The sequence below is a fragment of the Armatimonadia bacterium genome, from assembly GCA_039679385.1.
Lineage (GTDB): Bacteria > Armatimonadota > Zipacnadia > Zipacnadales > JABUFB01 > JAJFTQ01.
In genome coordinates this window covers 35007-57421 of the sequence record JBDKVB010000121.1, presented here as the reverse complement: position 1 = coordinate 57421, position 22415 = coordinate 35007, and the positions used below count along the sequence as shown (strand labels likewise).

Below are 22415 nucleotides of genomic sequence, written 5' to 3'. Positions count from 1 at the left end.
CGCACTCACAGCAATGCGTCCTCTCTTCATGGTTCGGGAAGTCCTGGGCTGCCGACACGGCCTGAGCCCACGTCCTCACTCGGTCTGCGAGATGGCAGCCTTCGGGCAAGTCTGGGCACAGAGCGCACAGCCGACACACAGGTCGCTGTCGATGAAGGGCTGTGGCTTCTTCGGGTCCTCAGTTGCTCGCACACCGATTGCCGGGCAGCCGATGCGCACACACAACCCGCAGCGGATGCACTTGTCCTCGTCGATTACGTAGGGCTTGTCCCGCTTGCGTGAGACCAGGACACAGGGGCACTGCGCGATGACTACCGCAGGCTCCGAGGAGGCCAGGGCCTTGCGGAGCGCCTCCTCTGTGGCCTTGAGGTCGCGCGGATTGACCACCTGTACGTCCTCGATACCCACCGCACGGCACAGCGCCGGCAGGTCGAGCTTGCGGCCGGGGCGACCGCTGAGCGTCACGCCGGTGCCCGGATGATCCTGCCCGCCGGTCATGGCGGTGGTCGAGTTGTCCAGGATCACGACGACGCTGCTTCCGCCGTTGTAGGCGATGTTCACGAGGCCGGTGATTCCCGAGTGCACAAAGGTCGAGTCGCCGAGGACGGCCACTGTCTTGCCGTCCTTGCCGCACACGCACTCAATGCCGTGGGCCTCGCCGATGCTTGCTCCCATGCACAGGCAGGAGTGCAGGCTATTGAGCGGCGGCAGGGCACCGAGGGTGTAGCAGCCGATGTCACCGGTGACGAAGGCCTTGAGCTTGCGCAAAGTCAGGAACACGCCGCGGTGCGGGCAACCAGGGCACAAGACGGGCGGCCGAGGGGGAAGGCCCACGAGACAGGCGGCATCACCGGTGTCTGCATCGGCCGGGCAGGCCCTTCCGGCAAGCGCCGGATCGACCAGGTCACCGAAGGCAGCCGCGAGACGCTCCGGGGAGAGCTCGCCGATCTGCAGATCCGCGGGAAGGTCCTCGACAGCGATCCCAAGCGCCTTGACCTGATCCGTGAGGAAGAGGTCAAGCTCCTCCACGACATACAGCTTCTCTACGCCGGCGGCAAAGCTGCGGATCTTCTCCGGCGGTAGCGGCCAGGTCATTCCGAGCTTGAGAAAGGAGGCCTGCGGCATGACCTCGCGAGCATACTGGTAGGCGGCGCCCGAGGCGATGATGCCCACGGAGGGATCGCCGGGCTCGATGCGGTTGAGGTCGGTCTCCTCGGCGAAGGCCCGCAGTGCTCCCGTCCGCTCCTCGACCTTCACGCGTCGCTCACGAGCCCAGGCGGGGATCGTGACATACTTGTGCGGGTCCAGAGTTGGCTCGCAGGGCCGATCGAGAGCCGTGCGCTCGCCGACCTCGACGATGCCGTCACTGTGAGCGATGCGGGTGGTGGTGCGCAGCATCACCGGCGTGTCGAAGTCTTCGCTGAGCTGCAGGCCCCGCCGCGCGAAGTCGTAGCATTCCTGACTGTCGGAGGGCTCGAGCATCAGCACCTTGGCGGCGCGCGCGTAGTTCCGGTTGTCCTGCTCACTCTGGCTGCTGTGCATGGCGGGGTCGTCGGCGCTGATGAGCACCAGGCCACCCTTGACGCCGGTGTAGGAGAGAGTGAAGAAGGGGTCGGCGGCGACGTTCAGCCCCACGTGCTTCATGGTCACGAGGCACCGAGCGCCGGCCAGAGACGCACCAGCAGCAGCCTCCAGCGCACACTTCTCGTTGGTCGACCACTCAACATAGGCGTCGCCCAGGGACTTGAGGGCCGGGAGAATCTCAGAAGAGGGTGTGCCGGGATACCCGGAGGCGAAGCCGACTCCAGCCTCCCAGACTCCCCTCGCAATCGCTTCATTGCCGGACAGGACCATACGTTGCGGCATCAACAGTACTCCTCTTGGTCAGACGCGCCGCGGGGTCTCCGCGGCGGTCTGGCAATGCTTCGTGCTTGTCGCCTCCCCAGTTGCTGCGTGGCGGGAACTGGGGGACGGAGGGTCAACTCAGCCGACGGGTCGCTCGCGCTTGTCGACGACACGCACGGCCTTGCCCTCGGTGGTGGGAAGTGTGTTGGGCTGAACGAGCTCCACCCGGGGCGAGACCAGCGTCTCGTGCTTGAGCTCCTCGGCGATGCGCTGCCGGATGCTGTCGAGCTTGCGCACGTCATCAAAGAACACGTCGGCCCGCAGCTCCACCGCGACGGTCATCTGGTCCAGATCGTCGGCGGTCTCCAGGGTGATGAGGTAGTTCGAACCGACCTCGTCGGCATCCATGAGGATGCGCTCGACCTGAATCGGGTAGATGTTGCAGCCGCGAACGATGAACATGTCGTCGGAGCGGCCGACGATCCGGGTGATGCGCCGGTGCTCGCGACCGCAGGCGCAGGGCTCCTCGATGAGGGAGGTGATGTCGCGGGTCCGGTAGCGCATCAAGGGGTTCGCCTGGCGGTTGAGAGTGGTGAGGACCAGCTCTCCCTGCTCGCCCGGCGCGACCGGCTCCAGGGTTTCGGGGTCGATGATCTCGGCCAGATAGTGGTCTTCGCGCAGGTGCAGGCCGTTTTGCTCCGGACATTCCAGCGCGACGCCGGGGCCACACATCTCGGAGAGACCGAAGCAGTTATAGACCTTGCAGTGCAGCATCTCCTCGATGCGCCGACGCATGTTCTCGGTGTGCGGCTCGGCGCCGAGGAAGGCGTACTTCACTTGCAGGTCCTTGGCGGGGTCGATGCCGTGCTCCTCGCAGTAGTGGACGACCTTCATGGCATAGCTGGGGAGGATGTGCACGACCGTCGTGCCAAAGTTCTGCATCAGATGGACCTGGCGCTGGGTATTGCCGGCGCCGGCAGGAATCGTCATGCAGCCGACCAGCTCAGCGCCGTAGTGCAGACCCAGACCGCCGGTGAAGAGGCCGTAGCCCATCATGTTCTGGAAAACGTCGGACTCGGTCACGCCGATGCCGCGCATGCCCCGAGCCACGCACTCCGCCCACCACTGAAGGTCCTGCCGCGTATGATAGATGGCAGTCGCGACGCCCGTGGTGCCCGAGGAGTAGTGCATGCGCACGACGTCGTCCTTGGGGACCGCAAGGAACCCGTAGGGCATTCCCTGGCGCAGGTCGTCTTTGGTGGTGAAGGGGAGCTTGCGGATGTCGTCGAGGGTCTTGATGTCACCGGGGGAGATGCCGCACAGTGCCTCTGCGTAATGTGGGGCACGTTTGGCACGGTCGATGGCACCCCGGAGGGCGGAAAGTTGGACCTCTTCGATGTGTCGCCGGGTAAGGAACTCGGCCTCGTAGTAATCAGCCATGAAAAGAGCGCCGGGGTCTCTTTTCGACCCCGACCTGAGTCACCTCGCTTCGGGGCAAAAGGATAGTCCTGCCGGGGGAGAAGTGTCAAGATGCGGGAACCTCCTACGACCTGCCGCCCGAACAGGTCAGACAAGCCTGGAAGGAAGCCTGGTGCACGGCGGAGAACCGACGGGCATGAGGTCTCGCCAACGTCATCTGGGGCAGTTCTTCACTCCGCAGACCGTCGTCGACTTCGCCCTTGAGACGCTGAGGTGGCGCTCCGGTGGTGGCTGCCGGCGTCTCGTCGATCCTGCCTGCGGAGATGGCATCTTCCTGCGCCGCGCCCTCGAGCTTGGTCTTGTCGAGCTTGACGGCGTCTGGGGCGTGGACAAGGACGCCACGCTGGCTGACTCCTGGAGCGAATGGGGCCAGGGCCCGACGCAGCGGGTCCATCTGCAGGTTGCCGACGGCCTGCTGAGCGACTTGCCTGATGGGACCTTCGACTGGGTCGTCGGGAATCCGCCCTACGCAGGCACCGGGCTCAAGGAAGCCGAGACCGGTATGCTACAGACCATCCTGGAGCGTTACGAACTGGCCCGAATCCGCACCGCGGGCAAGGTCGGCGCTGCAGAGAGCCTGCGTCGCCTACCAATAGAGGTCCTGTTCGTCGAGCGGTTCGTGAGCCTGTGCCGCCCCGGTGGATACCTCGCGATTCTGCTGCCGGAGGGCATCTTCTCCAACACGCGCTGGCGGTTCGTGCGAGAGTGGCTCCTGGAGCACGTCACCCTTGAGGCTGTTGTGGGCTTGCCAAGGCGGACCTTCTCCGCCGGCGGGATCACGGCAAAGACCTGCCTTGCCATCGCCGAGCACGAGCCTGCACCGGAGGGTCACCAGGTGCTGCTCGCGGAGGTCGACAGCATCGGCCTCAAGGGCACTCCGAACGAGCTGCCGGAGCTCCTTGCGCACTGGCAGAAGGGGGAAGAGGTGGTCTCGCCACGTCGTCCCTGGAGGGCGAAGCTGCCTGAGAGGAAGGACTGGGTATGACCGACTTGCGCTGTCTCGTCGCGCTCCTATCACTGGCCGGGCTGAGCTTGCCCCGAGACGCCTGCGCCTTCGACTGGCTTGCCTTCTCAATCCCCTGATGGCGGCGGTGCGGTAGGTCAGTCCGGCGCTGTCGGTCGCCCTCAGGGCGATTTGGGGTGTCGCGGCTTGCGGAGAAGTACGGCCCAGCCGTCGCGGATTACGGGGCGATCGTCGGGGCGAGTGCTGAGCTTGAGTTCACCACGTTCGCGCTCAAGGTGCAGGATCTCGAAGGCCTTCAGCCAGTCGCGCAGGTCCGGCTCGGAGAAGAAGTGGTGCAGGATTCCGGCCTCGGGACCGTCGGCGAGGACGAAGGAGCCCGGCTCAATCTGCGCACCGTTGCCGTGGCGCCAGTCACGGGTGTTGAGCACGGTCAGGAAGGCCTCCGCCCCCGGCATCAGGACCCGGAACAGCTCGTTCGCAGCCAGTTGCAGCCTCGCTCGCGAGCCGTGGTTCAACACATTGGTACTGATGGCCGCCTCGAAGGACTCATCGGCGAAGGGTGCGGCGATCATGTCGGCCTGGACGAGACGCGCCTCGAGCCCGAGTTCGTCCAGATACCGGCGGCAGGCCGCCAGTCCCTTCGGCGCCACATCGGTGCCGTACACCTCGAAGTCCTCGGCACCCAGGTACGCCAGATGCCGACCGGCACCGCAGCCCAGGTCATAGACCTTGTGACGGCCCTCCGCCTTCCAGCGAGAAGCGCAGGTCACGACCCCGGGGTCGGGTTCGCGCCAGTGAAAACGAGCTTGCTCAAATAGATCGTCCCAGGAGCGCACCGTCTGCGCACCTCCAACTCGATATGGTGTCTCTAGCTTTCCACCATCTCGCGCACAGAGCGCGACCCGACGGGGTCGTCACGCAGGCAGGCCAGAACATAGGGCCCTTCGGGAATCACGGCGATGCGGGCCTGTGACCCGTGACGCGCCAGGGCCTCCTTGAGACCCTCCTCGACGCTGGACACGGGCTTGACGAAGAGCTTCTCGAGGGTGGCGCGGTCGAGCCCGGTGCAATACTGCATCAGTTCGGCCCTGCGTAGCACCCGTTCCTGCATCTGCACCTGCCATTGGTCAATGCAGCACACCTCGCCTCGGAAGGCTCGCTGCAGGTACTCCTGAGGGCTGGTCATCCCCAGCATGAGCTCCGTGTACTCGGGACCACCGATGCCCTCGGCGTTCTCCTGGGCGATGAGGATCGTGCCGCCTTGCTTGACGATCGGAGCAGCGCCGATCATGCCCTTGACGCCCTGGTAGAAGGTCAGGTCGAGAGGGTACCCGGCGGCCGTGGTGAGCACGATGTCGACCGGCTCCTCCAGCACCACCTTGGTCTGCCTCTCGGCCACTTCCATTGCCGCCAGGTGTGCAGCCTCCAGTTCCCCGGCGAAGACCCCGGTGACGTTGCGCTTCTCGTCGAGGGTCACGTTCACGATCATGTCCGCTCCGCCCGCGAGTCGAGCAATCTCCAGCGCCTGGGCGTGCACCTGATTATTGCGCAGATTCCCGGCGCAGGCCTCGGGCGCCTGAAGGATCTGCGGGCTGTGCCAGCGTAGAACGGTCTCCACCGCACACAGACCGGGGCAGATGGCCTTGCGACCGCCGGAGTATCCGGCCATCAAATGCGGCTCGACCAGGCCGGTGAGAATCCGCAGGTCCGCCTCGACGTAGCGCCGGTCAACCCAGGCCGGAAGGTCCAGCGAGGTCTGCCCAAGGTACTCGTGGTGGTCGCGGTTGCGGGCTTCATGGTTCTCGACGCGAACACCCCTGGCAAGGGCCGCCTCAAGACCCATGACCGCGAACTCCTCGGGAGTGTTGCCCCGATGAAGGCCCGTGGCGATCAGCACGGTGGTGCGCTCGGGTGGCAGTCCGGCGGATTCCAGGGCCTCCAGAATCGGCGGCAGCAGCAGTCCATTGGGCACGGGACGCGTGATGTCGGACACCACGATGCAGGCGTCGCGACGGTCGCGAGCGAGCTCAGCGAGAGGCTGCGTGTCGATCGGTTCGGCGAGAGCCTGTCGGGTGGCTGCCGGCGCGTCTTCGAGGATCGGAAGATGGTTCAGCCGCAGGAGGTGGGCGAGATTCCCGTCAGGCACTTCGACCACAAGACCATCTTTGCCGTAGCGCAACTGTATCTGCATGAGCTTTGCCTGGGCCTTTCCTATCGGTTTGGGCACACCGAGTGTATCGGAGTCTGTAGGGAAGGGTCAATGGCCGATGCCGGGCAGGTCGCTTCGGGCCCGACGGGGAAAGGTGGCAGCGATGAAGAAGCGGTCAGAAGCGATACTCGCGTATCTGTGTCTCACACCTGCCGCGATCCTGCTGGGTGGGGTGATCCTGTACCCCATCGGCCGGACCGTGGTGGCGTCCTTCTGCCAGGTGGACAAGCTGGGCAACCCCCAGCACTTCGGCACTCTGGACAACTACCGCTGGCTGCTCACCGACGAGCATTTCCTTCGGCGGGTCGTTCCCCACACGCTGATCTGGACCCTTGCGGTCGTGGCCTTCACGATCGCTATCTCGATTCTGGTGGCGCTGGTGCTCCACGAGAAGCTGCCCGGACAGCGGCTTATGCGGGGTATCATCCTGCTGCCCTGGGCTACTTCGCTGGTCATCAGTGCAGCGATCTGGAAGTGGATTCTGCACCCCACCCAGGGGCCGCTGAACGGAATCCTGATGAACCTGGGGCTGGTGAAGCTGGGTACTGAGCCTGCCTGGTTGGCTTACCCGACGACGGCCCTGGTGATGGTGATCCTGGTGGGAATCTGGGTCTCGATTCCCTTCACCTCGGTTGTGCTGCTCGCGGGGCTGCAGTCGATCACCGAGGACCTGTACGAGGCCGCAGTGATCGACGGCGCCGGGATCTGGCAGCGCTTCCGCCGCATCACCTTGCCACTGCTGAAGCCGGTGCTCCTGGTGGCGGTGCTGCTGAACACCATCTATGTGTTCAACTCCTTCCCGATCATCTGGACCCTCACCGAGGGCGGACCGGCGAACGAGACTCACATCATCGTTACCTATCTATACAAGACCGCTCTGTGGAACCGCGACTACGGTCCCGGCTATGCAATGGCCACCTTGACCTTTGCCTTCCTGCTGGCCTTCTCGATCGTCTATACCCGGGTCTGTGCAAAGACGGGCCTCGAAGCAGCTTGAGTTCCACCGGGGCCACGATGGAGGACGCCCTTGATTTTGCAGTTGCTCGACTACCTCGGCACCACGGCCTTTGCCGTATCGGGCGCTCTAAAAGGGGTGCGCAAGGGCCTGGATGCTTTCGGTATCGCCGTGCTGGCGCTGGTCACCGCCATCGGTGGCGGTACGATCCGCGATGCGCTGCTGGACAACCGCCTCTTCTGGCTCGAAGACCCCACCTACGTCCTGCTGTCGGTGGTGACGGCCGGAGCGGTGTTCCTGCTGTACCGGCTCTTTGCCCGAACCGAGCGACCGCTGCTTCTGTTCGATGCCATCGGTCTCGGGGTCTTCACCGCTATCGGGGCGATGAAGGCCCAGCAGGCAGACACGGGCCTGGTCGGCATCGTCACCATGGCCTGCCTGACCGGCGTCGGCGGCGGGCTTCTGCGTGACCTGCTGGCCGGTGACGTGCCGGTGGTGCTGCGCGAGGAGATCTATGCCTCGGCCAGTATCCTGGGGGCTCTCGCCTTCTGGGCTGTGCTCCGCATCGGCGCCGGAGACACCGCCGCCATCTGTGTGTCCGCCGGACTCACGATCATCCTTCGCGTCCTGAGTATCATCTTCGGCTGGCGACTTCCTCGGGGAGAGGTCGAGACTGCCGGCGCCGAGGAGTCCGAGTAGCCGCCTGCCTCTGAGACATGACCGTACCCGGGACCCGCAGAGCGCGGGCCTCGACGGCGAAGCTGAAGCTCCTGTACAGCCAAGACCGCCCCACTACGAGTCGGAGGTGCCCCATGAGGCGTTTGGTAGTCGCAGGTCTGCTCGTGCTGTTGGCGTGTTCGCTGGCCTCGGGCCAGCAGATACTCAAGCAGTGGGAGTTCAACAAGGACGGTGACACCGAGGGCTGGTCGCCGACTCACTCCCTCAGCGCACTCGAGGTGACGGGTGGCAGTCTCAAGGGCGCGGCTACCGACGGCGACCCCTACATGCATGCCTCCCGAGAGAATGCCTTCGATATTCAGGGCAACAGCTTCCAGTACATCGAAATCCGGATGAAGAACGACAAGGGCAAGTCGGCTGAGTTCTTCTGGGCCAACACCACAGCCGGGACGGACGCCGGGTTTGTGGCGGGCAAGGAACGGTCCTTCGCCTGCCTTCCCGACAACCAGTGGCATGTGTACTACCTGTACCCGCTGTGGGACGGGCAGATCACTCGCCTGCGGATGGACCCACCGGAGGACGCCACCTTCGAGATCGACTACCTCCGGATCGTGCAGGGCCCCATCACCCAGCATGACCCGAAGAGCGGCGATTGGGACTTCTCTCGCGACGTAGCCGGCTGGGTCTGCAGCTCGGGCGGCAACCCGCTGCTCCCGGGCGATGGCGGGGCACAGACGCAGTTCTCCGCGGAGCGGGCTCAGCTTGTCAGTTCGGCGCTGGATCTCAAGGCCGCCGACTTCAAGTACCTCTACCTGCAGCTCACCAGCGATGCGCCGCTCACCGGCCATTTGAGTTGGAGCGCGACGGAGGAGGCCACCTTCCCGGCCCGCAACTCGGTCGAGCTGAAGATCCCTGCCGGAACCCAGAGCGTCAACCTGGATCCGCGGGAGTGCCAGTACTACAGCGGCGACCTCAAGCGCCTTTCTCTGGAACTGTCCGGCCCGGTAGGAACCAAGGTCACTCTCCGCCGGATGACGCTGAGCGATCGTCCCCTGGGTCCGGCCCAGTTGCAGTTGCTCTCCCTCACGACCCAGGAGGCGCTGCCTTCCCGTGGCCAGCGGAGTCGACTGGTGGCCAAGCTGCGCAACAGCGGCGGCGAGGTCCTGACTGGAGCCACCGTGAAGGTCGCCGGCCCTGCGGGAGCAGTCTCCATCGGCGGCGCGAGCCGCGCCGTGCGGTCCCTGAAGCCCTTCGAGACGACTGAAGTGACCTGGGAGTACACGCCGCTCACCGAGGGACGAATCAGCTTCACCCTCAATGACGGCCGCGCCGATGTGGGCACCGTCGAAGTCATGGCTGCACCTCCAGCGGCGGCGGTCAAGCCGACCCAGAAACCGGATGCCCAGGTGTCGACCTCAAGCGCCTGGATCGCAAACAACAAGGTGATGCTGGTCTGGGCGAAGGGCAAGTCCGGGTACCTCTCCGGGCGGCTCTACGCCCTGAGTACCGGAGAGCCGAAGCTCATGGCGGTCGTGCCGGAGCTGATGTCGGTAGCCCTTGCGGGTGACGGCAAGCTCCTCGACCTTCCGGCTCAGGAGGCGAAGGCAGAGGTCGGCGAGGGCAAGGCGACGCTGCGCCTGACCGGCACTGCGCAGATTGCCGGGGCACAGGTGCGGAGCGAAGTCATCCTCTCGGTCTCCGGCGAGTACCCGTGGATCGACGCCACCTACGCGCTTGCGACCGACAAGGACCTGAGCCTGAGCGCCCTGCGCGGACCGTGGATGTGGGTCGGCGAGGGCAGCTTCGGCGACAAGCAGGACCTCGCGCTGTTCCCGGGCGTCGAGTACATGGAGGCCGGCGAGAAGTCCTCCAGCACCCTGGACATCGCAGCGCCGAAGAACGTCAGGTTTGCGCCGCATCCCAACACCGTCACCGTGCCCAGCATGGCGATCCAGAAGGATGGCGCCATCGCCGGGCTGATGTGGAACCCGCTGCAGAAGTGGGACGGCGAGCACCAGAAGCCGACGGCGGTCTTCGCCTCGCCGAACTTCGTCGAGGGCCACGGCAACCATCTGCTCGGCCTGTGCCTGCCCTCGATCCCGGACTGGATGAAGGCGAACGAGTTGCTGGCCGCGACCCCTTACGAGCTGAAGGCAGGCAAGGGGCTGACACTGACCGCCAGCCTGTATGCCCTGGCGAAGGGCGAGGTCCTGCAGTCGATGGACCTGTACTTCCAACGCTTCGGGCTGCCTGATCTCCCGCCGAAGGCCCGCAGCTACGAAGACACCCTTACGATGTCGCTCAAGGCCTACGAGGACATCCTCTGGAACGAAGAGGCCAAAGGCTGGATGGGGGTCATCGGCTGGGCACCCGGTCGCAACATGGACGTTGCGCTCAACGGTTATGTGATTGCCGCCCGGAGGCTGATGGATCGACCCTGGGCCGACAAGCTCACCGAGAAGGGTCTCTCACTGGCCGACAAGTCTGACCTGGGCTTTGCTCTGCACGAGTTCGGCAATCCCGCGCCGGCGATGTCGAGTGCTCTCACGAGGGCCCGCTCCGGTGCCCTCGGCGCTCCCGAGGATGGGAAGTACAGCTTCCATCCCAACGAGAAGACCGCTGTGCTTGGTGTCGAGGGTGCAGCGGAGTCCGGTATCTGCGCTCGCGATGTACGTGGCCTGCTCACTGACGCCTTGCGCACCGGCGATCAACAGGCCCTGGACGCCGGTCTGCGCACCCTCAAGTTCATGCGCCGGTTCAAGATCCCGCGTGCGTCACAGGTCTGGGAAGTGCCGGTGCACACGCCGGACATCCTCGCCTCCGCCGATGCCTGCGAAGTCTACCTGCTGGGCTACCAGCTCACGGGTGACAAGAGCTACCTGGACGATGCAATCTACTGGGCCCGCACCGGACTGCCCTTCGTGTACATGTGGCAGGCTCCGGAGCAGCGGCCGCTGATGCTCGGCGGTTCGATCCCGGTCTTCGGCGCCACCTTCTACACCGGAAGCTGGTTCGCGCGACCGGTGCAGTGGAATGGCCTGGAATGGGCTCGGGTTCTGCTTGAGCTCGACCGCTGGGACAAGTCCATGCCCTGGAAGCACTTCGCCGAGATGGTCACGATCTCGGGCATGAACCAGCAGAGCACGCGCGAAAAAGACTACGGCACCTACACCGACAACTGGGAAGTCATCAGCGACGTCGAATGCGTCGGCTGCATGCTCGCCCCCGGACGGATCATGACCAATGCCCTCGGTATCCTGGGCGCTCCCGTGGGCGTCGATACCGAGGTCGTGCGCGACAGCGGCAAGCGCATCAGCATCAGCATCAGCTCGGCGCCGCGCATCTCCGACCCCAAACTCGATCGGGGTGTGCTGAGCTTCGGCCTGCGCTACGATGCCGGCCACACCGCCTACACGACCGTGATGGCGATTGCCGAGCCGACGCAGATCGAGGTCGATGGCGTTGAGTTGTCCAAGCGCCCCGGCACGATCGACACCCCGGAGGGCTGGTCCTACCGCGCCGACATCGGCTGCGTGACCCTCAAGCTGCAGTATGGTCAGTCAGCGCGGACCGTCCGCATCACCCGGGCAACAGTCATGGAGCCGAGCTTTGGCGAGACCTCCTGGGACTTCAACGAGGGAGTGCAGGGCTGGATCGGGATGAACGACGTCGAGGGGCTCGAGGTCCGCGATGGAAACCTCATCGTCAAGGCCACCGGTGGGGATCCCTACATCGGCTCACCGGCCCTGCTCGTGGACGCCTCGAAGTACTCCGGCGTCACCTTCCGGGCGAAGGCGACCTTGCCCGGCGGCCAGGTGTTCTTCGCTGCCAAGGGTGGGATGTCGGCAACGCGAAGCAAGTCCTTCGATCTCCCGGCCGATGGGCAGTTCCATGAGGTAACCGTCAACCTGTCCGACAACCCGGAGTGGACGGGCATGATCACCCAACTGCGTCTGGACTGCGCTGCGGCTCCCTGCGAGCTGCAGATCGACTGGGTTCGGCTCGTGAAGCGCGAGGCCAAGCCGACCCAATAGCCTTACAGACCGATGGTGCGGAGGTGGCTTGCGGGCTGCCTCCGCACCCTTGCTTCAGGTACCGAGGAGATGGCTGATGCTGCAGCATGCGCTGACCGTCCTTGCACTTACGGGCCCCATCGTGTCCGTGACGGCGGACGTTCCCGGCACCCACTTGCCCGTCGTCGAGAGCCTCACGCTGAGCGAAGTCCGCATCCCCTCCTCCGTGGACGGGAAGCTGCAGTCCGTCGTCTGCGGCGCTCCCGAGCCTGAGAAGGCAGGGGAGAAGCTGCCCTTGCTGGTGGGCCTGCACACCTGGTCGGCCAACTACCTGCAGCGAGTGGGGGACTATGGCCGGCAAGCTGCCCGGCGTGGTTGGCTTCTGGTCTGCCCGGACTTCCGTGGGCCGAACCTGAGCACGAACCCCACGCCGACGGAGGCCGGTGGGTCGATCCTGGCCCAGCACGATGTGCTGGACGCGATCAACTACATGAAGGCCCACTATCCGGTCGACGACCGTCGCATCTATATGGTGGGCGAGTCCGGCGGCGGCCACATGACCTGCATGATGGCCGCGAAGTATCCGGATATCTTCGCTGCCTGCACAGCCTGGTGCCCGGTGACGGACCTGGCCGACTGGTTCGCCCAGAAGAACAGTTACGCTCCGCATATCGCTGCGGTCTGTGGTGGCGAGCCCGGTGCGAGTCCGGCGGTCGACTTCGAGTACGCTCGCCGGTCGCCTCGAACGCTGATCACCAACGCTGCGAACGTCCCGCTGTACATCGGCCATGGCGACAAGGATCCGATCATCTGGACCGACCAGACTTGGCGCAGCTACTACCGACTGCGCGACGTTCCAGGCCATCAGGTGATCTTCCATTCCTGGGATGCCGGGCATGAGGGACGGGTCAGTGAGGGCCTCGACTGGGCCGCGACGAAGGTGCGATCCCTGGTGCCGCCGAAGAGGCTGGACCTCGTGACCGACGAGGCCAAAAGCTACTTCTGGCTGGAGCTCGGACCGAGCGCACCCTTGACATTTGGCCGCTGCACGGCCATCCTTGTCCGCGCCGGTGACGTCCTGACCAGGGACACCAGGGCACAGACGACGGTCCTGACTCTCGAGGCGACCGACGTGGCTCAGCTTCGCGTCGACCTCTCGGCACTGGGTCTGGCAGCACCCAAGACCTTGCCCGAGGGTATGCAGGTCGAGGGCACTCACCTGGTCGCCAGTCCCGGTCCGGGACGGCATGAGTTTCGGGTGGAGTTCTGAGCTCCCTCTCAGGCTGTCCGGTTGATCTCAAGACTTGCGCGAGGTGTGGAGGATGTTCGGCGAGAAGCCCTGCGTGACGAGTCTGGACAGCATGCCCCGCGAGTCCTTCCCGTGGGGATCGATCACCTGGCTAATGAACGACCGGATCTGCCCGGACGCCGAGCAGACCTTCGGGGCCGTGCGGATTGACCCCGGGGTCGCCAACGCTCTACACTCGCACCCGAACTGCGAGGAGCTGCTGTACGTGGTCGAGGGCCGCTGCGAGCACTACCTGAACGAACAGGTGGTGACGCTGCAGGCCGGAGACCTGATCCGCATCCCTGCGAACACTGAGCACAACGCGGTCAACACGGGCGACACGCCGGTGGTGATGGTCGTCTGCTACTCGGCGTCAAACCGCCTGACAAGGGCCATCGAGTAGCGGCGTCGCGACCCAACCGGCCTGGGCGATCTGCGACCGCAGAGTAACTAAGGACTTGCTGTTGAAAACCTCTTCCTTGTCGTTTCCCCGTTGCGCCACCTGGCTCATCCTGCTGGGAATCTCGCTGCTCGGGCCGGCCATACTCCTGGCCGGTCATCAACGTTATTTCCCCATGGATGACGCCTACATCCATTTCCAGTACGCCCAGAGTCTCGCCGCTCGCGGGACGCTGGAGTTCAATCCCGGCGAGTTCCGGGGCCTTGGAACCACCAGCCTTCTGTGGCCGCTGCTTCTGGCGGGCGGCATCAAGCTCGGCATCGACCCCGTGATCGGCGCCAACGTGCTGGGCATCTTGTCGCTGTTCGTAGCGACCCTGTGTGTGTGCGCACTGGCTCGGCCGATGTTCCTGCGCCCGGAGAGTGAGCCGGATCGCGTGCCCCTCGGCGCAGTGCTGATCGCCGGGCTCTTTGCGCTCTCCGGCAACGTCCTCTGGTTCACGCTCTCGGGGATGGAGACGACGATGTTCCTCGCGCTGGGGTTGCTGACTTTGGCCTGCTATCAGCGCGATTCGTGGTGGGCTGTCGGCGTGGGGATCGGTCTCGCCTTCTGGTGCCGACCCGAGGGTCTGGTCCTGGCGCCGACGGTGCTGCTGCTTGAGGTGCTGCGCCTGCGCCGTGGTGGTTCGGTGCGCTGGGGAAGCTGGCTGACGGCGGCAATCCTCGCAGCGGTGGTGGCGGCACCCTGGGTGCTCTACGTCCACCAGAACACCGGGCACTGGCTCCCGACGACTTTCGCGGGCAAGCGTGTCGTTCATGGCGACGCAATCGAGCACTTCCTACAGAAGGTCCCGGCGCTGGGGCTGTGGACGGGAGCCGCTCAGCCGTTGTTCGTGCTCCTGTGGCTGGGCTACCTGGTCGCCTATGTCTTCGGGACGGTCGCGATGCCCGGACCGGCGCTGATGCTCAAGCAGAATCTGGGCGCTGCGGTTGCGGTGCGGCTGTCGGTGCTCGGACTGGCGCTGTTCGTCTTCGTGGTCATCCCCTTGCTTGTGCGGGGGGCACGCGAGGTGGCGCGGTTCCTGCGCTCCCGCGACTTGCAGGCCCCGGGAGGGAGCGACCTTCGGCCCACCAGCCCGCTCGTCCTTGGCACCATCGGCGTCTGGGTCTGGGCTCTGCTGCACAACCTCACTTACCTGGTCCTGCTGCCGGACACAGGCACCGCCACCCGCTACCAGGCCGTGAATCACCTGCTACTGTGGTGGCTGGTCGGGCTGGGGTTGATGGTCCCGTGGCGCAAGCAGTGGAAGGCAACTGCCGCTGCCCTCGCAGTGGCGCTGATCGTGGTCGCCGACGTGGGCTACTGGCGCGGCGTGTATGGGGCGAATCTCGACCACATGCGCAACGCACGAATCGCAGCCGCCGAGTACCTGGCACGCGAGCTCCCGCCCGGGGCTCCGGTGGGCGCTTACGACATCGGTGCTCTGCGCTACTTCGGCAATCACCCGATCATCGACCTGGGCGGCCTCACCGACACCGAGTTCGTCCGCTACCAGCTTGACGACAAGGTCGACCAGTACCTGAAGGACCGGGGTGCCCAGTATCTGGCCTTGCCCAGTCGGCAGACGGGAGATGCCCAGGCGCTGTTCGAGTTCGCCGCCTATCTCGGCCTCGACCGCAGCCCGCTATTCCACATGACCGAGATCGCCTGCTTCGAGATCGACCGCGACCGTTGGCTGCAGGGCGTGCAGGCTACCGGGAACTACCAGCCGAGCGTACGGGTCTTCCGTATCGACTGGAAGGACGTCGGTCCGGCGGGCGTCACTCCATAAGCCAAGCCGCGGTGAGAGCCGCCGTCCAGTGGTAATCCGAGATCGGCGCCATGCCCTTGCCGCTGATGAGCCGCTGCTTGCGGTCGAGGTCCTTCGGTGAGGTTACCCCGAGGGAGTCGTAGTACTCGAAGACGCAGCCCTCGGTCTCATACCAGCGTCGTACCTCGGCGATGGTCTGCTCCTTGAGCCGGTCTGCCTCTTCGTTGAAGCCATAGCGTCGCAGCCCGGAGCAGACCACGTAGTTAGTGTTGATCCACGCCGGTCCACGCCACATGTCCTTCGAATAGCGGCCGCAGTCCAGCGAGACGCTGGGGATCGGCACCGGCGCAGCGAAGGTCCGTGGATCGTGCAGGTGCTGGCGCAGCCTCTCGGCACGCTCGGCTGAGGGGATGCCGGCAAAGAGCGGGAAGAACCCCGTGACCGCCTTCACCTCGGACAGGTGACCCTCGAAGTCGCGGTCCATGTACAGCCCCGCTGCCTCCGACCACAGCAACTCGTTCACGGCTGTCCGGATTCTGTCGGTGTAGGCCTCACAGGGCTCCGCAATCCCCTGCTTTCCGACCTGCCGGGCGATCTGCGCCAGGCACCCATAGTCGGAGGCCAGCAGGCTCGAGAAGTCCGTTGCATCCAGCAAAGTTGCGGCATCGAAGCGCGGCGAGTTGTCCAGGCCGCACTCCCCACAGCGACAGAGCGGCTCCCCCTCAATGAACCACTCCGGCAGTCCATTCCCGTTCCGATCGCGGTTCAGCCGCATCCAGTCCAGGTAGCGCATCAGGTAGGGCATGCACTCGGCCGCCCAGGCGTGGTCTTCGGTCGCCTGAAGCAAGCGTAGGACCGACCAGGCCAGCACCGGCGGCTGCGTGATCTTCGAAGGCGGGTCCTTGGGCAGCACCATGTGCGGGAGCATCCCGTCCGGCTGTACCTGCTCGAGCATCGCCAGAACGGCCTCCTTGCCCAGGTCGGGGTCAACGTAGGAGAGACCGATCCCGTGGAAGGCCGAGTCCCAGAGCCACATGTGACGGTGCGGCCATCGGTCCGGAGTCGTCCAGCGCCGGCCAATCCGCCCACAGGGCGCTTCCGTGTTCACCTTCATCACGGAGACCGCCTTGCGCAGCAGGCGCTCGTCACCGGAGTCGAGACCCGCGGGCACTTGGAACTCCCGGACGTACCGCGAGCGCTCGGCCACCAGTCGATCGAGGTCTGCCGCCAGGGCAGCGTCGACTCGGCCTGCCACCTGCGCTTCGTCCTCAGCGGCCAGCAGGCACCAGCGAGTCCCTCGGACGCAGGCGAAGACCTTCAGGCCCATCCCGGCAGCAACGATCGCCGGCTCGGAAGTGACAGGAGCACCACCAGCCACCAGTGTGACCCCCTGCGGCATCTCTCCGGCAAGCGTGTGATGGTCGGCGAAGGCGAAAGCAAGTCTCCCACCAGGCCCTGTGGCCTCGAAGCAGTCGCCCAGCAGCAGGTTCGTCTCGAGTGCCGGCAGGCCCTGGAAGTTGATCTCTGCGGTCGCCGGGAGACGCAGCAGCAACTCACCCAGAGCCGCTCCGGTGTGCAGCACGAAGGGCCGGTCGTGATCGGTATGGCCGTCAAGACCCGAGAACGCCAGGAGCTGTCCGCGTCCCCAGAGGTTCGGTAGGTTTGGTGTTGTGGCGGTCATGAAGCAGCTTCCTTTCTCCCGCGGCCTTGTGCAGGCGCACGGTTGCAGTACCTATCCATCTCATGCCACGGCGCAGCAGGTTACTGCGCCGTGCGAGCCCCGACTACCTCTCGCCGGGCTCCAGAACCCGCAAGATACGCCCTCGACTCTCAAAGGGTCGCGAGCGAAATCGGCCGACGATCACCGGACGATACTCGCCCGGTGGCGGCGTGAACTCGGCTTCCCTGCGACGATCCAGACGCAGCCACGGGCCTTGCTCGGCGAGGGTTCCATCGAGGTATTGCAGTTGCAGTCGGGCGCTGCTGACGCCGGCCCGACGAGCGACCCAGGCGGCCACAGTGACCGGCTTGCCACGCACTGCTTCCCATCCGAATCTACCGGGTGTCACCCCGGCCGTGAACCGCAGTCCCGTGGGCGGTCCCGAGTGCGGAGTGACAGCGTTGATCATGGTCGGCCCGTTGCGCAGCTCCGGCATCCAGTCGTTCACCAGCGTCAGGTCCTCGCCGTGGAAGAGTACGTACCCATCTGCCCCGAGGTCGTGAGCCAGGCGGATCTGCTCGGCCAGGTCGGTCAGGTCCTGCGCCAGCCACGAGGCGAGACCCACGTACACCGGCACCTCACCGTTCACGTGCTGTACCTGGCTTCGCACGAGTCGGCGGTAGTAGTCGACATCCAGCGCGTAGTCCATCGGGCAGACGAAGCTCAGGAAGTGGCTCTGCACCCAGGTCTGCCACTCTTGCCCGCAGCGGTCAGCCTCGACGTTCAGCGAGGGCAGGACCGCCGCCGACAGCTTCACGTCCGGGCGGACTTTCTCGACCTCCGCATGCACGGTGCGCACGAAGCGCGAGATGAAGTCGCGTCGCCAGCGCCGGTACTGGCCATAGTAGTTGCTGTTGAACAACTGCTGCGGCCAGCGCGGGAAGGGGAGACCCAGGGCGGCCTCAAAGAGCCGCTTGCAGCGCGGGCAATAGCAGCAGTCAACGTTGGGGAAGCGGATGTAGTCCAGATGGATCCCGGCCACGTCGTAGTTGCGGGCGATCTCGACGATGGCCTTGCGCTCCAGTTCGAAGTTGCGCGGGTCGGAGGGACACAGCCAGGGCACCGTGTTCCCGTAGCGGTCTACTTGCAGTCGCTGCTCGTCGCGCAGGCGCTTGTACAGCTCCGGCGAGAGACGCCCCGGGTAGAAGATGTACTTCCACACATGGCACTCGACGTTGTACTCCTGACAGGCCTCAAGGCACTCGGCGAGACGGTCCTTGTCCTTCGCCGCCGGCGAACGGGGTAGCCCCACACTCGGGTAGGCCGCCTCGACGGCGGACCCCATGAAGGCAAAGACGGCGTTGAAGCCCATGCGGCTTACCTGCCGAATCGTGCGATCCCAGCCCCAGCTCTTGATGCCCTGCGGGTTACTGATCCACACGCCGCGCATCTCGCAGACGCGGGTCGGCAAGGTCCTGACGTAGGCGTACACGGCCAGCCGGTGTGCTGCCATCGACAGGTGAATCGAGCGCGCATAGCGGGCATGTTGCGCAGCCTGCTCGGCGCGGCCCACCAGGTCTTCCACGTCATCGAGGAACTCGTCAGCGCCCTTGGCGCGCTTCTGCTCCTGGGCCTCGGCAACCAGGGTGCGCAGTTCCGCCAGGTTGCGGGCCGTCCCGATGCGCCCCACATCCATCACAGCCCGTTGCGCACACTTCTGCCAGATCCCGGGGAGGAAGTAGCCGAGGAGTGCAACCAGGGCGCCGGCCTTCTCCTCGCGATCGGTCTTGGTGAACACATGGCTCATGTACGCGCCGTTGTGCGAGAGGATCAGCGCGGGCTCGCCGCTGCCCTTGCCGTCAGCGTCCTGCCAGGTGTATAGGACCCGCGCATCGGGGCTGTCCGGCCGCACGAGCGTGACGTGCCAGGAATGCTGGACGAAGACCTCCGGCGCGCCCGGCAGGCCGGGACTGCTCAGCACGCAACGGTCGAAGTGATCCCCGCTGTCGAAGCGAGCGCCCGTGATCTTGACGCCGAGTTCCTTCGCCAGGCTGTCGGGAAGACGGTAGCACGCAAAGACCTTGCCCCCGGAGCGCAGATAGCGTAGAACGGCACCCTCGGCCTCGCGCGTCCAACTGTACACGTAGGGGAAGATCGCTACTGCGAAGCGGTCCAGGGCGCCCTGGGCCACTTCCTGCTCGCTGAGCACGTGGTAAGTGACGCCCGCCCGCGTCAGCGCATCGGCCACCACATTGAAGTACTGCAGCCGCGTCTTGCTGTCCGGGTTGTTCTCGTCGATCGGCACCGGGGACTGAACCAGGGCGATGGCGGTGCTGCGGTAGACCGGCTTTGTCGGGGCGCGACGGCAGCCTCCCAGAGCAGTCAGGGAGCACAGAAAACCCGCTGCCAGGACCAGCCGCAGGGCCGGTCTCGTCACCGACGGAGACGACACGTCAGAGTCCTCCGATGTGCGGCTGTTGCCCCGACCGGATCACGGCCGAGGCCGATTCGGACGCAAGGAAAAGGGCGGAGCCGAAGCGAACAGTACAACCCTCGGGGAGCGAACGGATGTCCTCCCGAGGGAGCATGTTAGCAGAAGGAGCGACGGTTTTGAAACTCATCATTCTGGGAAGCGCGGCCGCCGAGGGATGGCCGGCGCTGTTTTGCACCTGTGACGTATGCCGCGAGGCGCGACTTCGACGCGGCAAGGACCTGCGGCATCGCACGAGCTACCGGCTCGGCGACCACCTTCAGATCGACTGGGGCCCCGACACCTACGCGGCGAGCATCGCCCAGGGCCTCGACATGTCCACGCTGACGGACCTGGTGTTCACTCACAGCCATCAGGACCATTTCACGCCGGCCGAGCTGGGCTTCCGCCGACCGGGCTTCTCCCTGGTGCCGGAGGAGAGCATCCTGACGGTCCACGGGGCTACTGCCATCGGTGATGCGCTGCAGCAGACCGTACCGGACTTCGACCGGTTCCGTCTCGCCTTCGAGTTGGTCGAGCCGTACCGCGATCACCCACTGTGCGACGGCGTGACGCTCACTGCGATACCGGGCGAGCACGATCCGTCCTCGGGTCCGCTGAACTTCATCTTCGACACGGGTGACCGCAGGATCCTGATCGGTCACGACACCGGCTGGTGGTCTGAACAGACCTGGGACTTCCTGAGCGGCCGCGAACTAGACCTCGTCGTCATGGACTGCACCTATGGCCCCAAGCAGAACCGCGGCGGGCATCTTGGCGCGCCGGATGTGCTCGATGCGCGTAAGGAGTTGGCCGCCCGAGGCGCCCTTGCCGGGGACTGCCGGTTCGTGGTAAACCACTTCTCGCACAACGGCGGATGGCTCCACCATCAGCTCGAGGAGTTCTTCACTCCTCACGGGATCGACGTCGGCTATGACGGCATGGAGCTCTAGGGACGCCGCCGAAGTGGGCCGACGCGCGTGAACTCGGTAGCCAGGACTGCTGTGAAGCTCACATCCTGTTCAGGGAGGTACCGTGCCATGTACAGGGTCGACGCATGTCAGGCAGAGGCAACTCCAGTGGGTTCGCCGGGCGCAGTCGGCGCAACCATCCAGTGGCTGATTGATGAGACCCGGGGTGCCCCCAACTTCTCCATGCGACGGTTCGTCATCGAACCGGGCGGACGTACACCCTTCCACGGGCACGCCTGGGAGCACGAGGTGTTTGTGCTCAGAGGTCGAGGACTGTTGGTAACGGATGCGGGTGAGCGCGAGATCGGCCCACATGAGGCCATCCTGGTCGAGCCCAACGAGCGGCACCAGTTCTGCGCCCTTCCGGATGGCACCCTGGAGTTTCTGTGCATGGTGCCGAACGGGCCGGCGACAGCGCGGTAGCTGTCTGTGGTCAGGGGCCGTCTGCGACCCGCCCGCAAGACCTGCAGGCGATCTTGAGCCTAACCGGGACGTCTTCGGTAGGCCCATCGACCTCGACGTCGAAGTACGGAGGTAGACTTATCCGTGCGGGCAGGAGGCGAGCTGAACATGCCACAGAGGGTGCCCGTCCTGAAGTTTGGCGGCCTGACTTTGCAGGGCGCGAACCGTTTCGGTCCTCACGAGGAGCGGCTCCTGGAAGAGTGCCGGCGACAGGAATCGGTCAACGAGATCTACCGTCTCCTTGCCATGCGCCGGAATCTGGCGCGAGCCCAGCGACTGCGTGAGTTGTGCCGTGATTTCATCCTTCCTCTACGGGACGAAGGCGTCGTGCCCGTGGTGGTCGTCTCGGCCTTCGACTGGGCAACGGACAAGCTGGAACACCTGGCCGCTGCGGTGGATGACGAGCCGGACCCGCGGGAGTTCGCGCGGTTGCTCATGTCCGGCGAGCTGCGAGCAAACTCGACGCTGGCCATGGCCCTGCGGGCTGTAGGTTGCCCGGCGTACTCACTGACGGGGCGCGAGGCAGGCGTCGAGACAACCCCGCAGGCAGTGGACGCGCTCGTTGACCACGTCGATGAGGAGTACCTGGTATCTCTGCTGCGAGCGGGCGTGGTCCCAGTGGTTGCGGGCTTCCAGGGCCACTTCTGGGATGAGCGAAGCCACCGGGATGAGGTGTCGGTCCTGGGCCGCGGCGGCTCGAATCTCACTGCCGTCGCCATCGCCGACGCTCTGGGACAACCAGAGTGTACGATGTTCACAAATGTAGATGGCCTGTATGACAAGGATCCGCTCAAACACAAAGATGCTCGCAAACTCAGTTCGATCCATGCGACACAGCTCCTCAACTGGGACCCCTTCCCGCAGGTCATTCAGCGAGAGGCCGTGATCTATGCCCACGACCGTGGCATCGACGTCTGGATCCGCGACGGCTTCGACCCACAGGTCCCCGGCACAAGGATCATCTGCCGGGGCTGAAGGGGCCTCCGTGCCGGCTGTTTGGTGTCGCCTCTGGACGGGTATGCCCTCTATGCCTCTGCCCATCCTCCTTTGGCCTTGCACGGCGTCCTCTCAACGAGGGGACGCCGTGCGCTTCTTTGGTACTCTTCGGAACCTGTCACCCGCGGCCTGGCAGGCCCTTCCACAGCCAGGCAGGGGCCGCCTGGGGGTCTCGCCGATTGTTTGCAAAACCTTTGAGTGAGACGAAGGTGAAG

The 22415-nt window shown here is 65.3% G+C and carries 16 protein-coding genes; 10 read left to right on the top strand and 6 right to left on the bottom strand.

Features of this window, described 5'->3' with window-relative positions; translation table 11 throughout:
* Positions 1-75 precede the first annotated feature (75 nt).
* Together iorA and ABFE16_13645 are read right to left on the bottom strand one after the other, a co-directional pair.
* Positions 76-1866, bottom strand: coding sequence for an indolepyruvate ferredoxin oxidoreductase subunit alpha (iorA, locus tag ABFE16_13650; GenBank protein MEN6346339.1), 1791 nt, complete (start codon positions 1864-1866; stop codon positions 76-78).
* Positions 1867-1983: 117 nt separating this feature from the next.
* Positions 1984-3285, bottom strand: a complete 1302-nt coding sequence (locus tag ABFE16_13645; protein ID MEN6346338.1) for a phenylacetate--CoA ligase — start codon at positions 3283-3285, stop codon at positions 1984-1986.
* Positions 3286-3460: 175 nt separating this feature from the next.
* On the opposite strand from ABFE16_13645, the gene ABFE16_13640 reads away from it, so the two are divergent.
* Complete coding sequence (locus ABFE16_13640) at positions 3461-4309, top strand: N-6 DNA methylase (protein MEN6346337.1); 849 nt, start codon at positions 3461-3463, stop codon at positions 4307-4309.
* 140 nt (positions 4310-4449) lie between these two features.
* Here the strand turns inward: ABFE16_13640 and ABFE16_13635 are convergent, their stop codons facing one another.
* Both ABFE16_13635 and larA read right to left on the bottom strand, forming a co-directional pair.
* Positions 4450-5124 (bottom strand): class I SAM-dependent methyltransferase, encoded by a 675-nt coding sequence (locus ABFE16_13635; protein MEN6346336.1) that lies wholly within the window; start codon positions 5122-5124, stop codon positions 4450-4452.
* A gap of 32 nt (positions 5125-5156) precedes the next feature.
* The gene (gene larA / locus ABFE16_13630) at positions 5157-6515 is read right to left on the bottom strand and encodes a nickel-dependent lactate racemase (GenBank protein MEN6346335.1); all 1359 of its coding nucleotides are present in this window, start codon (positions 6513-6515) and stop codon (positions 5157-5159) included.
* 85 nt (positions 6516-6600) lie between these two features.
* Between larA and ABFE16_13625 the strand changes: the two genes are divergently transcribed.
* From ABFE16_13625 to ABFE16_13600, 6 genes are all read left to right on the top strand, one after another.
* The gene (locus ABFE16_13625; GenBank protein ID MEN6346334.1) at positions 6601-7494 is read left to right on the top strand and encodes a sugar ABC transporter permease; all 894 of its coding nucleotides are present in this window, start codon (positions 6601-6603) and stop codon (positions 7492-7494) included.
* Positions 7495-7524: 30 nt separating this feature from the next.
* On the top strand, positions 7525-8151 hold the full coding sequence (locus ABFE16_13620) for a trimeric intracellular cation channel family protein (GenBank protein MEN6346333.1): 627 nt from the start codon (positions 7525-7527) through the stop codon (positions 8149-8151).
* A gap of 113 nt (positions 8152-8264) precedes the next feature.
* Positions 8265-12164 (top strand): hypothetical protein, encoded by a 3900-nt coding sequence (locus ABFE16_13615; protein ID MEN6346332.1) that lies wholly within the window; start codon positions 8265-8267, stop codon positions 12162-12164.
* A gap of 76 nt (positions 12165-12240) precedes the next feature.
* Positions 12241-13413 (top strand): alpha/beta fold hydrolase, encoded by a 1173-nt coding sequence (locus ABFE16_13610; protein ID MEN6346331.1) that lies wholly within the window; start codon positions 12241-12243, stop codon positions 13411-13413.
* A gap of 52 nt (positions 13414-13465) precedes the next feature.
* Entirely contained in the window at positions 13466-13834 is a 369-nt protein-coding gene (locus ABFE16_13605) for a cupin domain-containing protein (GenBank protein MEN6346330.1), read from the top strand.
* 76 nt (positions 13835-13910) lie between these two features.
* Positions 13911-15662 carry a hypothetical protein gene (locus ABFE16_13600; GenBank protein MEN6346329.1) on the top strand — a complete coding sequence of 584 codons (1752 nt, stop codon included), beginning with the start codon at positions 13911-13913 and terminating at the stop codon, positions 15660-15662.
* Here ABFE16_13600 and ABFE16_13595 read toward each other — a convergent pair.
* A complete protein-coding gene (locus ABFE16_13595; protein MEN6346328.1) occupies positions 15652-17322 on the bottom strand; it encodes a trehalase family glycosidase in 1671 nt (556 codons plus the stop codon). The two genes, ABFE16_13600 and ABFE16_13595, sit on opposite strands and share 11 nt — an antisense overlap.
* 103 nt (positions 17323-17425) lie before the next feature.
* On the bottom strand, positions 17426-19753 hold the full coding sequence (locus tag ABFE16_13590; protein MEN6346327.1) for a family 10 glycosylhydrolase: 2328 nt from the start codon (positions 19751-19753) through the stop codon (positions 17426-17428).
* A 158-nt stretch (positions 19754-19911) separates the two neighbouring features.
* Here ABFE16_13590 and ABFE16_13585 point away from each other — a divergent pair, with 158 nt between their 5' ends.
* From ABFE16_13585 to ABFE16_13575, 3 genes are all read left to right on the top strand, one after another.
* Positions 19912-20724, top strand: coding sequence for an MBL fold metallo-hydrolase (locus ABFE16_13585; GenBank protein MEN6346326.1), 813 nt, complete (start codon positions 19912-19914; stop codon positions 20722-20724).
* A gap of 87 nt (positions 20725-20811) precedes the next feature.
* Positions 20812-21165, top strand: coding sequence for a cupin domain-containing protein (locus ABFE16_13580; GenBank protein ID MEN6346325.1), 354 nt, complete (start codon positions 20812-20814; stop codon positions 21163-21165).
* Between the two features lie 147 nt (positions 21166-21312).
* Positions 21313-22179, top strand: coding sequence for a hypothetical protein (locus ABFE16_13575; protein MEN6346324.1), 867 nt, complete (start codon positions 21313-21315; stop codon positions 22177-22179).
* Positions 22180-22415: the final 236 nt, after the last annotated feature.

Excerpts from the sequence above, each read along its gene's own strand:
- ABFE16_13580 (MEN6346325.1), top strand. The coding sequence starts at position 20,812 with ATGTACAGGGTCGACGCATGTCAGGCAGAGGCAACTCCAGTGGGTTCG.
- ABFE16_13605 (MEN6346330.1), top strand. The coding sequence starts at position 13,466 with ATGTTCGGCGAGAAGCCCTGCGTGACGAGTCTGGACAGCATGCCCCGC.
- ABFE16_13625 (MEN6346334.1), top strand. The coding sequence starts at position 6,601 with ATGAAGAAGCGGTCAGAAGCGATACTCGCGTATCTGTGTCTCACACCT.
- ABFE16_13595 (MEN6346328.1), bottom strand. The coding sequence starts at position 17,322 with ATGACCGCCACAACACCAAACCTACCGAACCTCTGGGGACGCGGACAG.
- iorA (MEN6346339.1), bottom strand. The coding sequence starts at position 1,866 with ATGCCGCAACGTATGGTCCTGTCCGGCAATGAAGCGATTGCGAGGGGA.
- ABFE16_13575 (MEN6346324.1), top strand. The coding sequence starts at position 21,313 with ATGCCACAGAGGGTGCCCGTCCTGAAGTTTGGCGGCCTGACTTTGCAG.
- ABFE16_13615 (MEN6346332.1), top strand. The coding sequence starts at position 8,265 with ATGAGGCGTTTGGTAGTCGCAGGTCTGCTCGTGCTGTTGGCGTGTTCG.
- ABFE16_13645 (MEN6346338.1), bottom strand. The coding sequence starts at position 3,285 with ATGGCTGATTACTACGAGGCCGAGTTCCTTACCCGGCGACACATCGAA.
- ABFE16_13610 (MEN6346331.1), top strand. The coding sequence starts at position 12,241 with ATGCTGCAGCATGCGCTGACCGTCCTTGCACTTACGGGCCCCATCGTG.
- ABFE16_13640 (MEN6346337.1), top strand. The coding sequence starts at position 3,461 with ATGAGGTCTCGCCAACGTCATCTGGGGCAGTTCTTCACTCCGCAGACC.